The organism is Methanobrevibacter wolinii SH, assembly GCF_000621965.1.
GTDB lineage: Archaea > Methanobacteriota > Methanobacteria > Methanobacteriales > Methanobacteriaceae > Methanarmilla > Methanarmilla wolinii.
In genome coordinates, this window is sequence record NZ_KK211376.1 from 41,264 (window position 1) to 60,689 (window position 19,426).

Genomic DNA, 19,426 nt, shown 5'->3' on the forward strand with positions numbered 1-19,426 from the left:
AATTCTAATTTTTTTAAACATTTAAATTTAAAATAAACTTTGTTTTAAATTTAAAATAAATAAATTTTAGAAACTAAATTTTTAAACAAATATCTATTTTCAAGAAAAACCATTTATATTAAAAATTTAAGGAATAAAAAAAAGCAAAAAAAATTAATTTAAAATGTTTATTAAACAATAAACATTTAATTTCTTAAAATTCCTACAATACCTGTAATTAATAACCATAAACCAATTAAAAATCCACATATTTTAGGGTCAGCTACATAATATCCAACAATAAAGTAAACAATACCTAAAATTAATGAAGTAGCACCTAATGCTTTACCAATTCCACCAAATGCTGCGATTATACCTAAAATACCTATGATTATTAAGAATATACCTGCAATATAAATAAAGAAAGCCGCAAGTGCTGAAAATACAGCAGGATTAATTATTAAACATATACCAAATATAGCAAATAAAACTCCAAGAATTATACCTGGAATAGATAATAAACTACTATAATCAGAAGTTGAATAAGAGAATATCGCTGTAAATATACCCATAATTAAAAATGTTATTCCTAAAATTATAGATACAGTAGTAACTCCAAAGATTGGGAAAATCATAATGATAATACCAAGGATTATAGAAATAATACTTAAAACTTTACTATCTTCCATATATTTTCACCTCACAAATTTTTTTAATTAATAATAATATAAGTATTAAGATTAATAAAGATAACCTAATTTAAATAAAAAGTAAAAAAAGTATTAAAACTAGAATAAAAGAATAAATATAATTAAAAATTAAAAATTTTAAACTTAAGGATAAAATAGAAAAGAATAGAAAAATTAAGAATATAACTTAAAAAAATAAGGAATAAACTTAAAAATTAAGAATAAAACCTAAAAAAAATAGAAAAAAACTTAAAAATTAGGAATATAATCAGAAAATCTAAAATTTTACTAATTTAATTCTCAAATTCACAAGATAAATAGTAAAGCATTATAGTAGCAGCAGTTAAATCTGCAGTAGTACCTGGATTTTCATGATTATTAAATAATTCATCATCAAAAGATTTAAGCCTTTTATTAAAATCATTTTCATCTTGATATTTTAAAAGTTCAGCTGTTTTTTTAGAAACTTTTGATGCTAAATCATCACCATATTTACGAGATATTAAAGTATCTGGTACTTGAGATAAAATTGTTAAAAATGTTAATACTCCAGATATATTAATAGAATTATTTTCTCTAAGTTCTTTATATTTTGGATATCCAATTTCAAAAACTACAGGCATTTTACTTGTTAATTCAGATGCTAATCTATCCCAAGGTGCAGATATTTTTAAAACATCATACATAGTCTGATTATTTGCTCTTAATTCATCTTTAGCAGAATCACTAGTAACATCATAATCTTCTTGACTACCCATTCCACCTGCAGATGCAATATTAATTGCATCATACAAATTTATTGCATCTTCAACAGTAGTAGCATCCATTAATTTTCCAACATTTTCACGTAATTCAATCATATCATTACTAATAGCTGCAGATGCTGCAATAGGTGCACACATCATAACAATACCTAAATTAGTATTATTTTTAATCCATTTATCAGTTTCTGAAACCGCATCAAGAATAGCCCTACCTAATCCTACTTTTGATAAATCATTTTTGTTTTCTACAGTTCTTTGAGCAAGTTCTCTAATAGTATCTCCAATTACAACACCACTAATAAGAAAGTCTTCAAAAACCATGTCATCAAAATCACGTGTTCTATGAACATTTCCAGGTTTTGGATAACCACTTACTTCAAGTGCAGATGCTATTTGAACTATTTTTCCAATTTCATTTGGTTCAATCATAAAAATCACTTGTAATATTTAAAAAAATAAAATAAAATAACATTTTATTTAATAAAAGATTTTATTTAAAAATTTAGAAATATTAAATCCAAATTTTAAATTGAAATTAATATTCCAAAATTTAAGGACTTAAAAAAAGCCCATAAAATAAAATTTTTAAATCATTTATAAATTTATAATTTATCTAAAACAAATGGTGCAAAGTAAGTTATAATTAAATCTGCTCCTGCTCTTTTAATAGATACAAGTGATTCCATAATAGATTCTTCAGTTAAATATCCTTTATCAATAGCAGCAACAAGCATAGAATATTCTCCACTAACATTATAAGTAACAAGAGGAAGATCAAATTCATCTTTAACTTTAGTTATAATATCAAGATAAGGTAATGCAGGTTTAACCATTAACATGTCTGCTCCTTCAATAAGATCAAGTTCACATTCACGAATAGCTTCACGACCATTAGCAGAATCCATTTGATAAGATTTCCTATTTCCTTTACCTGGAACTGAATCTGCAGCATCTCTAAATGGTGCATAAAATGAGGAAGCAAATTTAGCAGAATATGAAATTATCATAACATCTTCAAATCCATTAGCATCTAATTCATTACGAATAGCTTCAACCCTACCATCCATCATGTCAGAAGGTGCAACTATATCAGCACCTGCTTTTGCTTGAGATACAGCAGTTTTAGCAAGATATTTTAAGGAAGGATCATTTAAAATTTTAACTCCATCATCAGTATTATCTTCTATGTCACCATCTTCATATTCTTTAATTAATCCACAGTGACCATGAGAAGTATATTGACATAAACAAACATCACCAATAACAATTAAATTAGTATTTTCTTTTAATGCTTTAATAGCTTTTTGAACAATACCATCTTCTCTAAAAGCAGGAGAACCAATATCATCTTTAGTATCTTCATTAGGAATTCCAAAAACAATAATAGATTTTAAACCTTTAGCTTCTAATTTTTTAGCATATTCAACACCACTTTCAATAGAATACCTAAATTGATTAGGCATAGTTGGAATTTCTTCTTTTTCATCACCTTTTAAACTTTCTTTAAAGTATATAGGATAAATTAAATCTTCTTTATTAACTTTTGTTTCCCTTACAATTTCACGGATATTAGCATTTTTTCTAAGTCTTCTCATTCTAATAATAGGATAATTCATAATAACACCAAAATATTAAAAAATTTACATACACTATTGTGAGTATTAAATTTAATAAAGACAATTTAAGGTTAATTCAAATGCAAAAATATTATAAAATTAGTCATATATTTCAAGTGTAAATTTAATATAAATAGAAATTAAATTAAGTAAAATAAAAGTATAAAAGTTATAATAATTAATTATAAACTAATAACATTAAAAAAACACCTAATTAAAATCTTATTTTTAAAAATAAAGAATATATTTAAATATTAAATCAAATGAACACTTATAAGTTATAATAACTATAATTTTTTAGTTATTTTATGTGAAATATTATACAAAATTTAAATATTTACTTAAATTACTAAATATAATATTAATATAAATAACAAACAATATAATAATTTTAAACAAATTTAATATGAAAATAAATTAAATTATAAATTAAAATTTACAGTTGAAATAACACTTTATTATTAAATTTAAACAATAATATTTATAATTAAATATAATATCATCATAATAAATAAAATTTTATATTATTAAATGATATGTTGAAATCTATTTTTTATTAAAATTTAAATTATTTTAACAGTAAAAAAAATTAAATTTAAAAAAGGTTATTTTAAAAATTACAATTTTAACAATAGATTTAAAACTATTAAATATATTTAAAACCATTAAAGAGCTTAATTTAATATACAAGCTATAAAACTAAAAAAATATAATATATAAACAATAATCAAAAATAAAAGTAAAATAAGAAAGTAAATTAGATAATAATAAAATTAAATTTTAAATTCATTTAAAATATTATCATTAGCACCATAAGGTTTTTTAGAGTAGAAACGTTTAGCATGTTCAACAATTAAACTATGAAATTCCTGATAATCTTCTATAGAACCATCAAACTCTTTTTCAAAATACTTTTTAATTTTAATATATGAATCTTTTTCATCAATTAAACCAAGATAAAGTAAAATTCTTTTTAAATATGCACTAATAATAGCTTCTTTTTGTTTATATGCATATAATAATATAGAATCAGCAGTTTCATTACCAACACCTTTAACATTTAAAACTTCAGATCTTGAAGGTGTTCTACCATTTAAATGAATATAAAATTTTGTAATATTAATAAGATAATTATATTTCTGATTAAAATATCCTGCAGGTTTAATAGCATTTTTAACTTCATCACTTTTTTTATCTAATAAAATTAAAAAGTTTTCTGCAAGATTTTCACTATTAAAATCTATAAGTTTATTTAAATTACGTAATGATTTTTCAACAGAAGGCCAAGAAGTATTTTGTGTTAAAATAGCTCCAAGAATAATTTCAAATTGTTCATTATCATTTCTTGGAAAAGTATAATCATGTGGATGATAACCATTAACTGAACCAGATTTAGTTGGATTTACTCCATCATAATTAATCATTGACCACCAACCTTGATAAAAATAAGTTTCTAATAATTTATCATAAATTTTATTTAATGTTGATTTAGTACTTACCATGAAATTCACATACCTAATAAAAATTTTTAATAAACTTTGTTGCTATATATATTTTCATCACTTATAAAACTAATTAAATTTTTTAAAATAAAGTAGAAATCTATTAAAATTAATAATTGTAATTAAAATATAGTTAAAATAAAAAAATAGACTTGTATTTATGATAATTTTAAAATTTTAGGAATAAATAGAAAAAATAATTTAATTATAAAATGAAAATAAAAAAACTTATTTATTTAAAATTTTAATTTTCTAAAAAAGAGTTTATTTCTAAATTTAATAAGTATAAATTATTTTAAACTTTCTAAAAAAGAGTTTATTTCTAAATTTAATAAGTATAAATTATTTTAAACTTTCTAAAAAAAACTTATTTTTAAATAAAAAAAACAAATATAACTTAATTTTAAATGATTTAAACAAAAATAATATAAAATTAAGAATATTTGAATTTTAATATATTTATAAAAAAAATTCTTTAAAAAATAGCTAATAAAAATATTAGATAAATTAAAAAAAACAATAAAAACGATAGTATAATAAAGAGTTTAAAAAATATTAGACAAAAAATTATAGGTTTTAATGAATAAGGAGTAAAGAATAATTTTGTGTTTATATTTGTTCAAAAATAAAAAAAATCTAATATCTTTTAAACTCACTACTAACTTATGTTTTCTTAGTATATAAATATTTAGGTTTTAGTATCTTTTGGTTATTAAAAAGATAATGAAAAAGTAATACAAATTTTAAATAATGTATAAAAAATATACAATATATCAATATAATAAAAAAATATAGATAAATTTAAAAAAATTTTTAAAAAAAAATAAAAATTAAAAACAAATATTTTTAAATTAAATAAATTTTATCACTAAATTAATGATATCTAAATATAAATTAAAAAAATATAAATAATAAAAAATAAAATTTTACTTAAAAAGTAAAACTTTAAAAAAATAAAAAGGAAAAAATTATGTCAAACACTACTGGAGAAATATTTAGAATAACTAGTTTTGGTACTAGTCATGGAAAAGCTATAGGTGCTATAGTTGATGGTTGTCCAGCTAATCTTAAACTTAGTGAAAAAGATATCCAAAAAGAGCTTAATAAACGTAAACCTGGAACAAGTAAACTAACAACTCCTCGTAAAGAATCAGATAAAGTAGAAATATTATCTGGAATATTTAATGGAAAAACAGATGGAACACCAATATGTTGTGTTGTATACAATAATAATCAAAAATCAAAAGATTATGAAAGTATTAAAAACACACCACGTCCAGGACATGGAGATTATGGATGGATTAGTAAATTTGGTAACTATAATTACAATGGTGGTGGACGTGGAAGTGGACGTGTAACTATAGGTCATGTAATTGGAGGAGCAATAGCAAAAAAATTACTTTATGAAACATATAAAATCAAAGTATTTTCACATGTAATACAAATTGGAGATATAATAGCTAAACCTACAAATATTAATGAAATTGAAGAAAACACAAGTAAAAATCCAGTAAGATGTTCTGATTTAGAAAGTGCTAAAAAAATGGAGAATTTAATCCTTGAAAAAAAAGCTAAAGGAGATTCTGTTGGAGGAATTGTTGAAACAATAGCTACAGGAGTACCTGCAGGTATTGGAGAACCAGTATTTGGTAAATTAGATGGAGATATTTCAAAAGCATTAATGGAAATTGGTGCTGTAAAAGGAGTTGAGATAGGTCTTGGATTTAATGTTGCAAAATCAACAGCATCCCAAATCAACGATGAATTTTATTATAAAGATAATAAAGTTTACACAAAAACAAATAACTCTGGAGGTATTATTGGTGGAATTTCAGATGGTATGCCAATAATCACAAGAATAGGAGTAAAACCTACACCTTCAATATCCATTAATCAAGAAACAATTAATATAAAAGAACAGAGCAATTGTAAAATAAATATTAAAGGAAGACATGATCCATGTATATGTCCACGTATTACTACAGTTAGTGAATCTGCAATAGCAATAGTCCTTGCAGATCATATGATACGTTCAGGATATATACACCCAAATAATATTGAAAAACAAGTTATGAATTCTTAAAATCTTTAAAAAATCTATTAAATTTTATTTAAAGTTTTATAATATTTTTTAAAAAAAAAATAATTATATTAACTTTAAACTCTTTTTAAAATTATTTAATTAAAAACTTAACTTTCAAAAACTATTTTTTTATAAATTAAGAAAAACTTATTTTAAATTCAAAATTAAAAATCATAATTTAAAAAATTAACTTAAATTATAATAATTCAAACTAAAGAAAATATAACTAGAAAATAAACTTAAACTAAAATTATAAAGCAAAAAAAAAACCACAAAAAACTAAAACTAAAAAACAAATAAACATAAAAAACTAAATTATAAAACAAGAAAAAAATAATGAAAAAATCTATTTTAAACAAATTTAAAATAAAAAAATAATGAAAAAAAACTTTATACAAGTTTCATTTTCATAAACAAGAAAAAAATAACCTATAAAATAATAAACAAATCATTTAAACTACTTAATCTCAACACATGTCACATACTTATTTTTAAATTTTTAGAAACCAAATACTATTCAAATAAAGAAAATATATTCAGAAGATTAATTTAATATATTTAATTAATTTGAAGATTAAATGAATTTATTAATTATTCTAAAATTTTTTCATCATACTATTATTTGTACTTCCATTATTAAAAGTTTTTACTTTTTTAATTAAAAAATTAATAAAAATATTGAATTTTAAAATTTTAAATATAACTAATTAAATTTAAAAATTAAATAATATTAATTAAAATAATAATATTTTAAATTTAAAATGAATTTTTTAGTAAAAACCAATAATTAAATGATTAATACCTAAATAAGAAATTTAAATTCTAAATAAACATAAACAAGTAAATTTAGAAAAATTTAATAAGAAATTTAAATTTTAAAACTTAATAAATTATAATTTTTTAATTAAATTAGACTCTGTTGAAAACTATTATATTTAAATATTTAATTTTTTTAAATTAAAAAATTTTATTTAAATGATTCCAACAAAGTCTAATCTCTATTTAAAACACATCTTTAAGAAAATTGAATTTAAGAAATTAAGTTTAAATAATGTGATACTTAACATTTAAACATAATATTAAATTAATTAAATTAACTTTAAGAAATTAAATATTATCTTAAATTAGAAAAAACTTAAAAAGCAATATCTAAAAATATGTTTTAAACAATATAAATTAAAACATTAAAATATATAAATATATCGATTTAATTTTTAATGAAAAATTATATTTAAGTTAAATAAAATATTTTTAAAATCATATAATAAAATAAAGTAATATATTAAAAGATAAAAATGGATATCTTATTAATTTAATAATAAACAATAAAAAATAAGCAAAGATTTAAAATTAAATAATACATGAATTAAAATAAATTTTAAATAAAATTTAATTTAAATTCATAATTTTAACTTCTTCTAAAAAGCCCATTAAAACTTCTTTTGAAAATCCTTCAATGAATTTAATGGATCCAGCACATTCATGGCCTCCACCATCAATTCCTGCATTAGGTAATTTTTCAATTAAATTAAGAATAATTTGATTAATATCAAATCCATAATTTGCATTAACTGCATCAGTAGCACGAATTACACCAAAGTCTGGACCATGACCAAGAGTAACTATAGGTTTATCTTCACCAATTTCCTGTGCAATTTTATCATGAACAAAACCACAAGTTTTACCAGGAGCAGGGAAAGTAAATTTATGTGCATATTTTTCAACATCAATCATATTAAAGTAAATACCATTATCTAATTTAATTTTTTTAACATTAGGTAATGTTGCTTTAAGTTGAGTATCAACACGTTTTTCATATTCTTTATATAATGCATCAATCATGTTTTTATGTTTATCATGATTATCTACATCAAGAATAGTGTCAATAATTCCTCTACCATTCATAAACCTAAGGAAATATGCTTCAAAATCCGTACATTCTGCAATTTTTCTTTGATCTTCTTCAGAATAACCACATTCTTCAGCAAGTTTAATATACTGATTTGCTTCATCACTTTCTGCATGATCTCCAATAGCTGCAATACCCGGTAAATGTTTAATTTGATCTTTAACTTCAGGATTAATTAAACAAGCAACTTCAGTTGCAAGAGCTCCTGCAGTAATTTGTGAATCTCCACCAACAAGATATGGATTTACATGCATATCAACATAATCATCTACAGGTACACGACCATCAATAACATCTCCTGGAGAGTGATGATCAATAACTACAACTTCAATATCGTATATTTTAGTTTGCATAAGTGCTACAATATCTTCCTCTGTAGAACCATTATCTAACATTACAAGAATTGGTAATTTTTGTCCATGTCTATCTAAGTCTTCAAGAGCAAATGATAAATCTTTTACAACATCTTCAAGTTCATAAAATGGTGCTTTAGATGGTGATCTTTTAAAGTAATGATATTTAGCATCAGCATCAGGGTTAACTTTTTCAATAAGAGGAACTACTGCTTTTTCCATTGCAACACCAGAACAGATACCATCTGCATCTGCATGATGTCTTAAAAGAACAGTTCTACCATCTAAAATAGCCCTCCTAATTCTTTTAGCTGCATCCATCATTTTAGGTTTAAGTTTTTCAAGAGTTTCAGATTGAATTAAAAAGTCATTATCTTCAACTGAAGCTTTTTCATTAAGAGCTTCATCAATTAACTTATATAATTTATCTTTAGCATCACCAGAGAGTTTTTCAATTGATTCAGATTCAATTTGAATATCTCCATCATGTTTATTTACTTCACCTACAACTTCAACCATATCTTCAATTTCAATTTCTGGATAAGCTCTTACACCTGCTTCTTGGAAAGCAGCTACATAAGTAGTTCCTGTTTCATCAGTAATTGTAAAAATAGTAGGTCCAGAAGTTTGTTGAATTTGAGCAGCTAAACCTTGAATTTTAACAACTTTACCCATCACATCTTCATTAAGTTCTTCAATTTTAGTTCTTTTAATATCTTTTTTCAATTTTTTAAGGGTATATTTAGTAAAAGATACAGGTCCCATATCAACTTCATGTTTATGAGTTTTAATTTGAGTAACTTTAACATTAATTTTTTGACCAACATGGTAACCAGATTTACCGGTTCTCATTAAACCCCAAACCTGATTATTTAAACTTACAAAAACACCAAATTTAGCGACTTTAGTAATTTTACCTCGATAAAATTTACCTACCTCTAAATCTTCCATTTCACATAATGGATCAAGAGTATATACAATATTATCCTCTTCCTGTGCTTCTGTATTATCTTTTGGTTTATTAATTTTTATATCTTTCATACAATCATCACAGTAATCTTTATTTTCAGTTTTTAAAATCTTTCCACATTCTTTACATACATTAATAAAACCAGTACCACCACAACTAGGACATTTTTCTTTAACTTCAACTTGTCCTTTACCATTACAAATTTCACAAGGAATATCTTCAGCACTATCTAAATCAAATTTATTCCTAGCATGATTATTAATACCTTTGAAATGGTTTCCAAGATTTATAGTGTCTTCATATCCAGTACCACCACAAGCATCACATTCTTTGTAATCTACTACAATGGTTTTTTTGCCTTTACAATTAGGACATTTAACTTTCATTTTTTCACTCAATTAAAAAGATTTTAAAAAATAATAATTAAATTATTAATATTAATATTAATATAATATTTTAAAAGTAAATTTAATATTTTATATAAAATAATAAAAATCATATATTAATAGTATTATTATTAAATTTATCATGATTAGATTCTACAATTTGATTTCTTTCTTGCTGATAAATTAATGCTTGAGACATATCATTACCTGCATAATAAATATAATTATTACCAGTAGGAATATTATTATTTTTCAATGCATTAACTGCAATTAATAAATTAGATGATGCATTTTCTTTATAATTTACTTCATTACTAGTAGCTTCTAAATAAGAAGAGTAAACATCATTACTATTTATACTATTATCTTTTTTAATATCATTTAATAATGAACTTGCACCAGAAAAAGCTGATTTAGCAGTATTCAATTCATTTAATGCATTATCATATTGTTTATTATTCATATCTTTAACTGCATTATTATAATTTATATCTCCAGTTGAAATTTTATTACTTATTTCAGGAATTGAAGAATTTACATAATCCATATTTGAAGAAATTAATCCAAATACAATTACTGCTAAAAGTATAATAATTACAACTGCTAATAACTTTCTATTCATTTTAATCAAATTTTTTAAAAAATTTTTTTCTAATAATTTAATAAATAAATATTTATTTAAATAATATATTATACTTTATGTATTTTATTAGAAATAATAAAAAATTTTTATTAAAAATAAAAATAACTAAAAATTAAATATTAAATTAATATTATCTAAAACAATAAGAATCATGTTAAAATAAATTAAAAATGAAAATATAAACAATAAATAATAAGAAAAAAGCAATAAAAGATATTCCAAAGGAAATTATAAAATAAATTAAACTAAAAAGATAAAAAAATCTAATTAAAAATAATTAAAATAAAATATATAAAAGAAATTTAAATTAATAAATTTCTTAATTTAATTAAAACTAAGCAGATGGCCAAAGACCATGTTTATTACAATAAGCACAAGCTTTAAAATCTGCAGCATCTCCAGTTACTTTAAAAGTAGCTTCTGGAGCGTCACCTGGTTTTAAGTTTGCTCTAAACATTTGTTCTCCATCAGTTAAGATAATGAATTTAATATAATGATCTTCTTCCATTGGATGTGGTACTTCACCGAGTTTAACATTAATTCCATCTTCAACTTTGGTAATAACTGGAATATGTTTTGCCCCTCCTTCTTCTTTAATTTCTGGAGTTAATTTAGTCATTTTTTGACCACAACAAGTTAATTCTCCACCACCAACATCAGCTACAACTACAATATTTCCACATACTTCACATTTATAAATATCATTTATTTCCATTTTTATTCACATCCTAGTAAAAAAATTTACTTAATAAAATATATTGTTTAACTATAATATATAATTTATCATAAGATAAAATAAGCTAAAAAATCTTTATTAATTAAAATAACAAAATAAATTCAATAATTTAAAAAAATATAAAATAATAATTATTATTAATTAAAATAAAAAATTTAAATTAAGTTAATAAATTCATTCTTATAGTATAGAACAAAATTTAGAAAAAATAAAAAACCTAAAAAAAACACATACAAAACAAAACTAAAAAAAAATATAAAACCTAAAAAAGCAAAGCCTAAGAAACATGTAAGAAACAAACTAAAAAACTTAAAAAACCTAAAAATCATTTTTTAAAATTAATTAAAATTAAAACCAATTAAATAAAAAAAAGAAAGTATACATAATTACTAATATAATAATATATTATAATATATAACATATAAAAATCAAAATTATAAAAATTAAAAAAATAATTTAGAAGGTGCCACAATGAGTGTTATTATTGCATATATTGGTAAAAAAGGTTGTGTAATGGCTAGTGATAAAAGAAGAATTGCATACTTTGGAGATAAAGATGAAAGAGAAAAATTAGAAGAAGATTTATACACTGGAAAAATCAGAAACGATGAAGAATTATACAACGAAGCAAAAAAAAGACAAATCACCTTAAAAATTAGTGACGATGTTAACAAAATTAAAAAAATTGAAAATGCATTAATGGGTGAAGTTTCCACCAAAACTACAATGGAAATTAGAAGAAAACGTATATATGGTACTACTAATGGTTATCAAATTGTTGAACTATTAGGTTCTGAAACTCAAAATAAAGAAAGAGGTAGTAGTGGAATCATAATCTTCGGTAATAAAATTGCAAAATCTATGGCAAATTCTTTAATTAAAGAAAGATGGAAATCAAGTCTTAGTTTAAAATATATAGGAGATATATTTGAAGAAGTAATTAAAGAAATTGCATCAAAAACACCATCAGTTGGAAAAAATGTAGATGTCTTATATAGTAAAGATAATACTCTTAATAAAACAAGTGCTCAAGAATATCTTGATAAAACTGAAGAAAGAGACAATAAACTCCTAGAAAAATATAGACAAAAACTTACTGAAGATTTAATAAAACAACAAAAATCAGTAGAACTCGCAGGTAAAATTGTTACAAAAGGAGATGTTGGATTTGTTGAATCTAATGAAGGCAAAATTCTTAAAGTAAAATTAGCAAAAGATGTTCAAGCATTTGATATGGATTGGAAAGTACTTGCTAAACCTGGTGAAGAAATTATAATGTTCTTAGATAAAGATAATAATGGAAATGAAATTAAAGATACAGAAGTTTCCAATTATGTTCAAAAATTTGATAAAGTAGTTATAAAAGATGAAAATTTATGCTTAGAAAAAAACAATATTAAATTAAACTGTAATATTATTTTATGTAATACATAAATTTAATCTAAAAATCATTAAAAAGATATAAATTTTAAGTCTGTTAACAAGACTTAAATTATATTAAAATTTTTAAATAAAAAAATAAAGAGACAAAAGTATGAGAATTATATTTTTAGGAACTGGTGGAGGAAGATTTGCTACAATCAGTCAAAAGAGAATGACTGGAGGATTTAGAATAGATAATATAAACGGATTTAACCTCCACGTAGATCCGGGACCAGGGGGACTAATTAGAACATTACAATATGGCTTGAATCCAACAAAACTTAATGGTATTTTTGTCTCACATTGTCATACAGACCATTATAATGATGCAGAAATATTAATTGAAGCTATGACCAAAGGAATGACAAAAAATAAGGGTTGTATCATAGGTAGTAAAAGTGTAATGGAAGGACATGAGAAATGGGGTCCTTGTATATCAAATTACCATAAGAGTCATTCTAAAAATTATACAATAGAACCTGGAAAAGAGATAGACTTTGGAAAATTCAAAATGAAAGGTACAAAGACTATACATGGAGATCCATATGGTACTGGTTTTCAATTAAAAACTAAAAACATTTGTATTTCATATACAAGTGATACAAGATATTATGATGAATTAGCAGATTATCATAAAGGAGCAGATATATTAATTGGAAGTATTCTTCGTCCAGGTGATAATGGATTAAAAGGCCATATGTGTAGTGATGACTTTATAAATCTTATAAATGAAGTAAAACCAAAATTAGCAATAATGACTCATTTCGGATTTAAAATGTTAAAACATAATCCAAAAGATGAAGCTAAAAGAATTAAACACAAAACTGGAGTAAAAACTATTGCTGCAAGTGATGGTCTTTCAATAGACATTGATTTTAAAAATGTAAATAAATCTTATTTATCTAAATCAAAAATAAGAGCAGTTCCAGGAAAACATTATAAAAATATTTTTAATTATTAAATTAATTAAAAGTATTTAATTTATTTTAAAATATTTAAAAACTAATTTTTACATACTAAAACTTAAAAATACTTATTTTAAAAAAAATACAAAAAACCACTTATTTTAAAAAAAATACAAAATAATAAAAAAACAAAAAAACCACTTATTTTAAAAAAAATACAAAATAATAAAAAAAATTAGAATAAGTTAATAAATAAAAAATAGACATAATAATATAAAATAATTAAAAAGGCCAAAGTTGTATTGTAATAACACTAAGGTGATAAATTATGTATTAATCCAATATTAACTACCAACTTTGGCCACGAATTAAAAGAAGATTAAGCATTATCTTCTTTACCTTTTTTTGCCCTGTAATCATCAATAGCTGCACGTAAAGCATCACTAGCAAGGTTTGAACAGTGCATTTTGATTTTTGGTAATCCATCTAAATCATCTGCAACATCTTTCCTTGTGATTTTATATGCTTCATCTACAGTTTTTCCAATTGCAATTTCAGTAATCATACTACTAGTTGCAATAGCTGCACCACATCCAAATGTTTTAAATTTAATATCAGTAATTACATCATTATCATCAACATCAATGTAAAATGTCATTAAATCCCCACAAGTTGGGTTTCCTACAGTAGCTTCACCACTAGGATTTTCAATTACACCAGTATTTCTTGGGTGTGCAAAATGATCCATAACTTTATCAGTATATTCTTCCATATTTTCACCTTCAATAATAATAGTACTTATAATCTTAAATTAATAATTAATTTAAAAGAATAAACCTATTTAATAATTCATAGATTAAAACTTTTTAAATTAATTTAAATAATTAATAATTTTATTTAAACAATACAATTTTTTTATATTATATAAATTATTTACTTTAATGTATATAATCAATGAGCTTATATTATGTATTTATTAAACAATTAAAATTTAATATACATCATCAGCATCAATTTCAATATATTTTGAGTTTTCATAGTCCCATAATGGAGACATTTTTCTTAAACCATCAACTACTTCTTCAATAGAATCTACAACATAATCCGTATCTTCATATTTATTTTCAAGACCTAAAGATAATCTTAGAGAACCATGAGCCAATGCTGGTTCTAATCCAATTGCGGTTAATACATGAGAAGGTTCTAATTTTCTTGAAGAACAAGCAGAACCAGTTGCAGATTGAATTCCTTTAGCATCAAGTCTTAATAATAATGATTCACCTTCAATACCAGAGAATCTTAAATGTACATTATTAGGTAATCTATGTTCTAAACTACCATTAACATATGCTTCAGGTACTTCTTCAGTTACTCTTTTAATTATTTTATCTCTAATTTTAGTTAAATGAGCATTATTTTTCTCCATATCACGTTTTGCAATTTCACATGCTTTACCAAATCCAACAATACCTGGAACATTTTCAGTACCTGAACGAAGACCTTTTTCTTGACCTCCACCATGAATAAGTTTTTCTAATCTTACTCCTTTTTTAATATATATTGCACCTACTCCTTTAGGCCCATATAATTTATGTGAACTAATTGATAATAAATCAACATTTTGATCTTTTACATCAATAGGTACTTTTCCTGCACTTTGAACTGCATCAGTATGGAATAAAACATTATGTTTATGTGCAATTTCACCGATTTCTTTAATTGGTTCAACAGTACCTATTTCATTATTAGCATGCATTACACTAATTAAGATAGTTTCTTTTTTAATTGCTTTTTCTAAAGCATCTAAATCTACAATACCATCAGAATCTACTGGTAAATATGTAACTTCAAAACCATATTTTTCTAAGAAACGACATGTTTCTAATATAGCAGGATGTTCAATTGCAGTAGTAATTATATGATTTTTAGCATTATCTTCAGTAGCTTTAGAATGTTGTTTTAAAGCAATTCCTTTTAATGCCATATTATCTGATTCAGTACCTCCACTTGTGAATGTAATTTCATCAACGTCAGCATTAATTAAATCTGCTACTTGTTCACGTGCATGATGTACTGCTCTTTGAGATATTCTACCTAAGTCATATAAAGTAGAAGCATTACCAAATTTTTCTTCAAAGTATGGTTTCATTTCTTCAAATACTTCATGATTTACAGGTGAAGTAGCTGAGTTATCCATATATATCATATAATTTCCTCCTAATAATAAAATAATAATGATTTCTAAATTTTGAATTTTTATAAAAAATATAACCCATGTTATATTTTATAACTATAGTTATTATAAACTATCCAATATATAAATCTTTTTGTAGAATTTATAAAAATTTATAAAAATTAAAGAATATATAACTCGTGTTATATTTTATAACTATGGTTATATTATATTTAATAATATATAAATCTTACCAATATTTAGAAAATATTGAAAAAAATCTTATACAAATAATAATAAAAATTTAAAAAAAATAATAACTGTAAAAAATAAACTTATATAAAAAATAAATAATTTTAAGATAAAAAACCAAATAAAAATATTTATTAAAAAGCTTAAGTTAATACATATAAATTTTTTAATTAAAAAAATAATTGAAAATATAATTTATTTAAAATATAATACTATATACAATAATCCTATTAAAAAATATAATTTACTTAAAAATATAATATTTTAAGATAACCTTGTTAAAATTCTTCTAATTTTAAAAAAAAATTACATAGATTTAAATTTCAACTATAAATAATGCATATATTATTAAAAAATAGAATTTCAATAAAAGCAAAAAGAAATAGATCTTAAATTAAAAATTTCAATAAAACCAAAAAATAAGCAAAATAATAAGTAAAAATTAAAAATCTAGAAAATGTTTAAAAAAAAGTTTAAAATGAAAAAATATCATTTTAAACTATTGTATTGTTTATTTAGAGATAATTTAATATAAAACTGGTTAAAACCATTTTATCTTAAATGACTTTTTTTAAAAAATTTTAAAAATTAATACGTTACGTATTATTGTTTCTAGTTTTGAGTTAATCAAAACATTATCAATTAAATATAATTATATGTGTTTAAATGTTTTAAGACATTAAGCTTAATATATTGGGGGTATTATATTTTAAGGTCAATGTAAATAATATATGGGGTATATTATATTTTAATTAATATAAGTATAATTATATAATAATTGATTTATTAATGTGTATTAGTTAAATTAGATAACTAATAACAATATTTTATAGATTAGAATAAGGTGCTTCTAATCTATATTTTTTAAGAAATTAGATAATTTGGGGCAATATCTAATAACTATTTTATTGAAAGTTAATTTTACAAATTTTGTTTCTAATTTTACAATTTTTATAAATTAAATTTCATGCATATTTAATTTAATTTAAACTAAGACCTTAAAAACTAACTCACAAAAATTTTTAAGGTAATATTTTAGAAGAATTGTAGAAAACTTCTAAATATTGAGGTTAATTTCTTTTGAGAAAGATTAAATATTAAGGATCGAATTTTAATTTAATAAACTTGAATATTACCTCCCTTTAATTTATAATGTATAATAATAAAAAAATAATAATCTAAATTTTTAATAAACTTAAATATTACCTCCTTTAATTTAAAATACTAATAATAAAATAATAATAATCTCATTTACTATTTATTAACATCTTTTATTATTATATAAGCATTCAACCACTAAAAGCTTGATTCGTAAGATATTGGATTATATATAAATTTTAAAGTGAAATATGGCTAAGAAATATAGTAAGGATTAATCCAATTCTTATATATCTTCTATAGTCTACAGTACTCTAAAATAAATATAATTTTAAAAGATGACATTTTATAAACCTAATTATATATTTACTTTGTCTAATGCTTGATCGAAATCAGCAATAATATCTTCAATATTTTCAAGACCAGTAGATACTCTAATAAAGTCAGGAGTTACTCCTACTGCACGTTGTTCTTCCTCAGATAATTGTGAGTGAGTAGTACTTGCAGGGTGAATAACTAATGTTTTTGCATCTAAAATATTTGCAAGGTGTGAAGCAAGTTTTACATTTTTAATAAATTCAAGTGCTTGATCATGACCACCTTTAATTCCAAATCCTAAAATTGCACCATAATATCCTGGGTCATCACCAGTTCCTTCAGGATTACCTAAATATTTTACTGCTGTTTCATGTGAAGGATGTGATTTTAATCCTGGATAATTTACCCAAGCAACTTTTGGATGTTGTTCTAAGTGTTTTGCAAGAGCAAGAGCGTTTTCAGAATGTTTTTTAATTCTTAAATCTAAAGTTTCAAGACCTTGTAAGAAAAGGAAACTATGTACAGGAGCAAGGGTTGCACCTAAATCCCTAAGTAATCTTGCTCTTATTCTAATTGGATATGCAATGTTTCCAATTCCACCAGGTACATTTTTAAATGATTCCCAGAAGTTTAATCCATGATAAGATTTATCTGGTTCAGAAATTGTTGGGAATTTACCATTACCCCAGTTGAATTTACCACTATCTACAATATATCCACCAATTGCAGTACCATGTCCACCTACAGCTTTAGTAGCTGATCCTACAACTACATCTGCACCATGTTCAAGAGGTCTTAATAAACCTACAGCAGAAGTATTATCAATAATTAATGGAATATCATGTGCATGTGCAATATCTGCTAATTTTTCAAAATCAGGAACATCTAATTTTGGATTTCCAATAGCTTCTGCATAAATTGCTTTTGTTTTATCATCAATTGCTGCTTCAAATGCATCGTAATCATCAGATTTAACAAATTTAACATTACGAGCTAATTCTGCAAAAGTATCTTCAAATAAATTGTAAGTTCCACCATAAAGATTATCTGCAGCTACAATATTATCTCCAGGTAAAGTAATGTTTAAAATAGAGTAACTAATTGCAGCTAAACCACTAGCAGCAGAAACACCATAATTTCCACCTTCAACAGCAGTAATTCTTTGTTCAAATGCATCATTAGTTGGATTAGTTAATCTACCATAAATTTGACCAAATTCAGATAAAGCAAATCTATTTGCTGCTTGTTCTGGATCTTTAAATACATAAGATGTTGTTTGGTAAATAGGAACTGCTCTAGCTCCAGTTGCTGGATCTGGTTCTTCTTGACCAGCATGTAAACCTAAAGTTGCAACACCTTGTCCTCTTTTTGTTGTATTATCATAACTCATTTTTTATACCTCTATTATAATTTTTCTTATGATTTATATTTCAAATTTTTTTGATTTAAATTTTTTTAAATAATGATTTGCAAATTAATGCAATATGAGATTGAACAGTTAATTTTTTTTACCACATAAAAATATAACCATAGTTATATAAAATTATGTTTTGCTTTCTAATATAATTAAAAATTTAAAAGCAATTATTTATTCAATATATAACAATTGTTATAAGACATATATAAAT

13 protein-coding genes are annotated in these 19,426 nt (G+C 22.7%); 3 read left to right on the forward strand and 10 right to left on the reverse strand.

All coding sequences use genetic code 11. From position 1 onward, the window contains the following. Window positions 1-185: 185 nt before the first annotated feature. The 4 genes from T523_RS05300 to T523_RS05315 all read right to left on the reverse strand — a co-directional run bounded on the left by T523_RS05300 (window position 186) and on the right by T523_RS05315 (window position 4,550). A complete protein-coding gene (locus T523_RS05300; RefSeq protein ID WP_042707887.1) occupies window positions 186-668 on the reverse strand; it encodes a DUF308 domain-containing protein in 483 nt (160 codons plus the stop codon). A gap of 293 nt (window positions 669-961) precedes the next feature. Continuing rightward, window positions 962-1,858 (reverse strand): triphosphoribosyl-dephospho-CoA synthase, encoded by an 897-nt coding sequence (locus tag T523_RS05305; RefSeq protein ID WP_042708145.1) that lies wholly within the window; start codon window positions 1,856-1,858, stop codon window positions 962-964. A 176-nt stretch (window positions 1,859-2,034) separates the two neighbouring features. Beyond that, entirely contained in the window at window positions 2,035-3,048 is a 1,014-nt protein-coding gene (gene hemB, locus T523_RS05310; RefSeq protein WP_042707888.1) for a porphobilinogen synthase, read from the reverse strand. A 773-nt stretch (window positions 3,049-3,821) separates the two neighbouring features. Continuing rightward, window positions 3,822-4,550 (reverse strand): endonuclease III domain-containing protein, encoded by a 729-nt coding sequence (locus tag T523_RS05315; protein ID WP_042707889.1) that lies wholly within the window; start codon window positions 4,548-4,550, stop codon window positions 3,822-3,824. A gap of 970 nt (window positions 4,551-5,520) precedes the next feature. Between T523_RS05315 and aroC the strand changes: the two genes are divergently transcribed. After that, window positions 5,521-6,633 carry a chorismate synthase gene (aroC, locus tag T523_RS05320; RefSeq protein ID WP_042707890.1) on the forward strand — a complete coding sequence of 371 codons (1,113 nt, stop codon included), beginning with the start codon at window positions 5,521-5,523 and terminating at the stop codon, window positions 6,631-6,633. A gap of 1,389 nt (window positions 6,634-8,022) precedes the next feature. Here the strand turns inward: aroC and T523_RS05325 are convergent. The 3 genes from T523_RS05325 to T523_RS05335 all read right to left on the reverse strand — a co-directional run bounded on the left by T523_RS05325 (window position 8,023) and on the right by T523_RS05335 (window position 11,609). Next, window positions 8,023-10,251: a DHH family phosphoesterase gene (locus T523_RS05325; protein WP_042707891.1), complete on the reverse strand. Its 2,229-nt coding sequence runs from the start codon at window positions 10,249-10,251 to the stop codon at window positions 8,023-8,025. 109 nt (window positions 10,252-10,360) lie between these two features. Next, the gene (locus T523_RS05330; RefSeq protein ID WP_052334652.1) at window positions 10,361-10,873 is read right to left on the reverse strand and encodes a hypothetical protein; all 513 of its coding nucleotides are present in this window, start codon (window positions 10,871-10,873) and stop codon (window positions 10,361-10,363) included. Between the two features lie 355 nt (window positions 10,874-11,228). Then, on the reverse strand, window positions 11,229-11,609 hold the full coding sequence (locus T523_RS05335; protein WP_042707892.1) for a desulfoferrodoxin: 381 nt from the start codon (window positions 11,607-11,609) through the stop codon (window positions 11,229-11,231). Between the two features lie 492 nt (window positions 11,610-12,101). On the opposite strand from T523_RS05335, the gene T523_RS05340 reads away from it, so the two are divergent. Then, window positions 12,102-13,064 (forward strand): MJ0548 connectase family domain-containing protein, encoded by a 963-nt coding sequence (locus tag T523_RS05340; RefSeq protein ID WP_042707893.1) that lies wholly within the window; start codon window positions 12,102-12,104, stop codon window positions 13,062-13,064. Window positions 13,065-13,164: 100 nt separating this feature from the next. Next, the gene (locus T523_RS05345; RefSeq protein WP_042707894.1) at window positions 13,165-14,013 is read left to right on the forward strand and encodes an MBL fold metallo-hydrolase; all 849 of its coding nucleotides are present in this window, start codon (window positions 13,165-13,167) and stop codon (window positions 14,011-14,013) included. Between the two features lie 323 nt (window positions 14,014-14,336). On the opposite strand, the gene nifU is transcribed toward T523_RS05345, so the two are convergent. The 3 genes from nifU to T523_RS05360 form a co-directional block, all read right to left on the reverse strand. After that, window positions 14,337-14,729: a Fe-S cluster assembly scaffold protein NifU gene (gene nifU, locus T523_RS05350; protein ID WP_042707895.1), complete on the reverse strand. Its 393-nt coding sequence runs from the start codon at window positions 14,727-14,729 to the stop codon at window positions 14,337-14,339. Between the two features lie 219 nt (window positions 14,730-14,948). Beyond that, on the reverse strand, window positions 14,949-16,160 hold the full coding sequence (gene nifS / locus T523_RS05355; RefSeq protein WP_042708147.1) for a cysteine desulfurase NifS: 1,212 nt from the start codon (window positions 16,158-16,160) through the stop codon (window positions 14,949-14,951). 1,678 nt (window positions 16,161-17,838) lie between these two features. Next, window positions 17,839-19,188 (reverse strand): O-acetylhomoserine aminocarboxypropyltransferase/cysteine synthase family protein, encoded by a 1,350-nt coding sequence (locus tag T523_RS05360; protein WP_042707896.1) that lies wholly within the window; start codon window positions 19,186-19,188, stop codon window positions 17,839-17,841. Window positions 19,189-19,426 lie beyond the last annotated feature (238 nt).

Coding starts and splice junctions, on each gene's coding strand:
- T523_RS05300 (WP_042707887.1), bottom strand. CDS start 668: ATGGAAGATAGTAAAGTTTTAAGTATTATTTCTATAATCCTTGGTATT.
- T523_RS05360 (WP_042707896.1), bottom strand. CDS start 19,188: ATGAGTTATGATAATACAACAAAAAGAGGACAAGGTGTTGCAACTTTA.
- nifU (WP_042707895.1), bottom strand. CDS start 14,729: ATGGAAGAATATACTGATAAAGTTATGGATCATTTTGCACACCCAAGA.
- hemB (WP_042707888.1), bottom strand. CDS start 3,048: ATGAATTATCCTATTATTAGAATGAGAAGACTTAGAAAAAATGCTAAT.
- T523_RS05325 (WP_042707891.1), bottom strand. CDS start 10,251: ATGAAAGTTAAATGTCCTAATTGTAAAGGCAAAAAAACCATTGTAGTA.
- aroC (WP_042707890.1), top strand. CDS start 5,521: ATGTCAAACACTACTGGAGAAATATTTAGAATAACTAGTTTTGGTACT.
- T523_RS05315 (WP_042707889.1), bottom strand. CDS start 4,550: ATGGTAAGTACTAAATCAACATTAAATAAAATTTATGATAAATTATTA.
- T523_RS05335 (WP_042707892.1), bottom strand. CDS start 11,609: ATGGAAATAAATGATATTTATAAATGTGAAGTATGTGGAAATATTGTA.
- T523_RS05340 (WP_042707893.1), top strand. CDS start 12,102: ATGAGTGTTATTATTGCATATATTGGTAAAAAAGGTTGTGTAATGGCT.
- T523_RS05330 (WP_052334652.1), bottom strand. CDS start 10,873: ATGAATAGAAAGTTATTAGCAGTTGTAATTATTATACTTTTAGCAGTA.
- T523_RS05345 (WP_042707894.1), top strand. CDS start 13,165: ATGAGAATTATATTTTTAGGAACTGGTGGAGGAAGATTTGCTACAATC.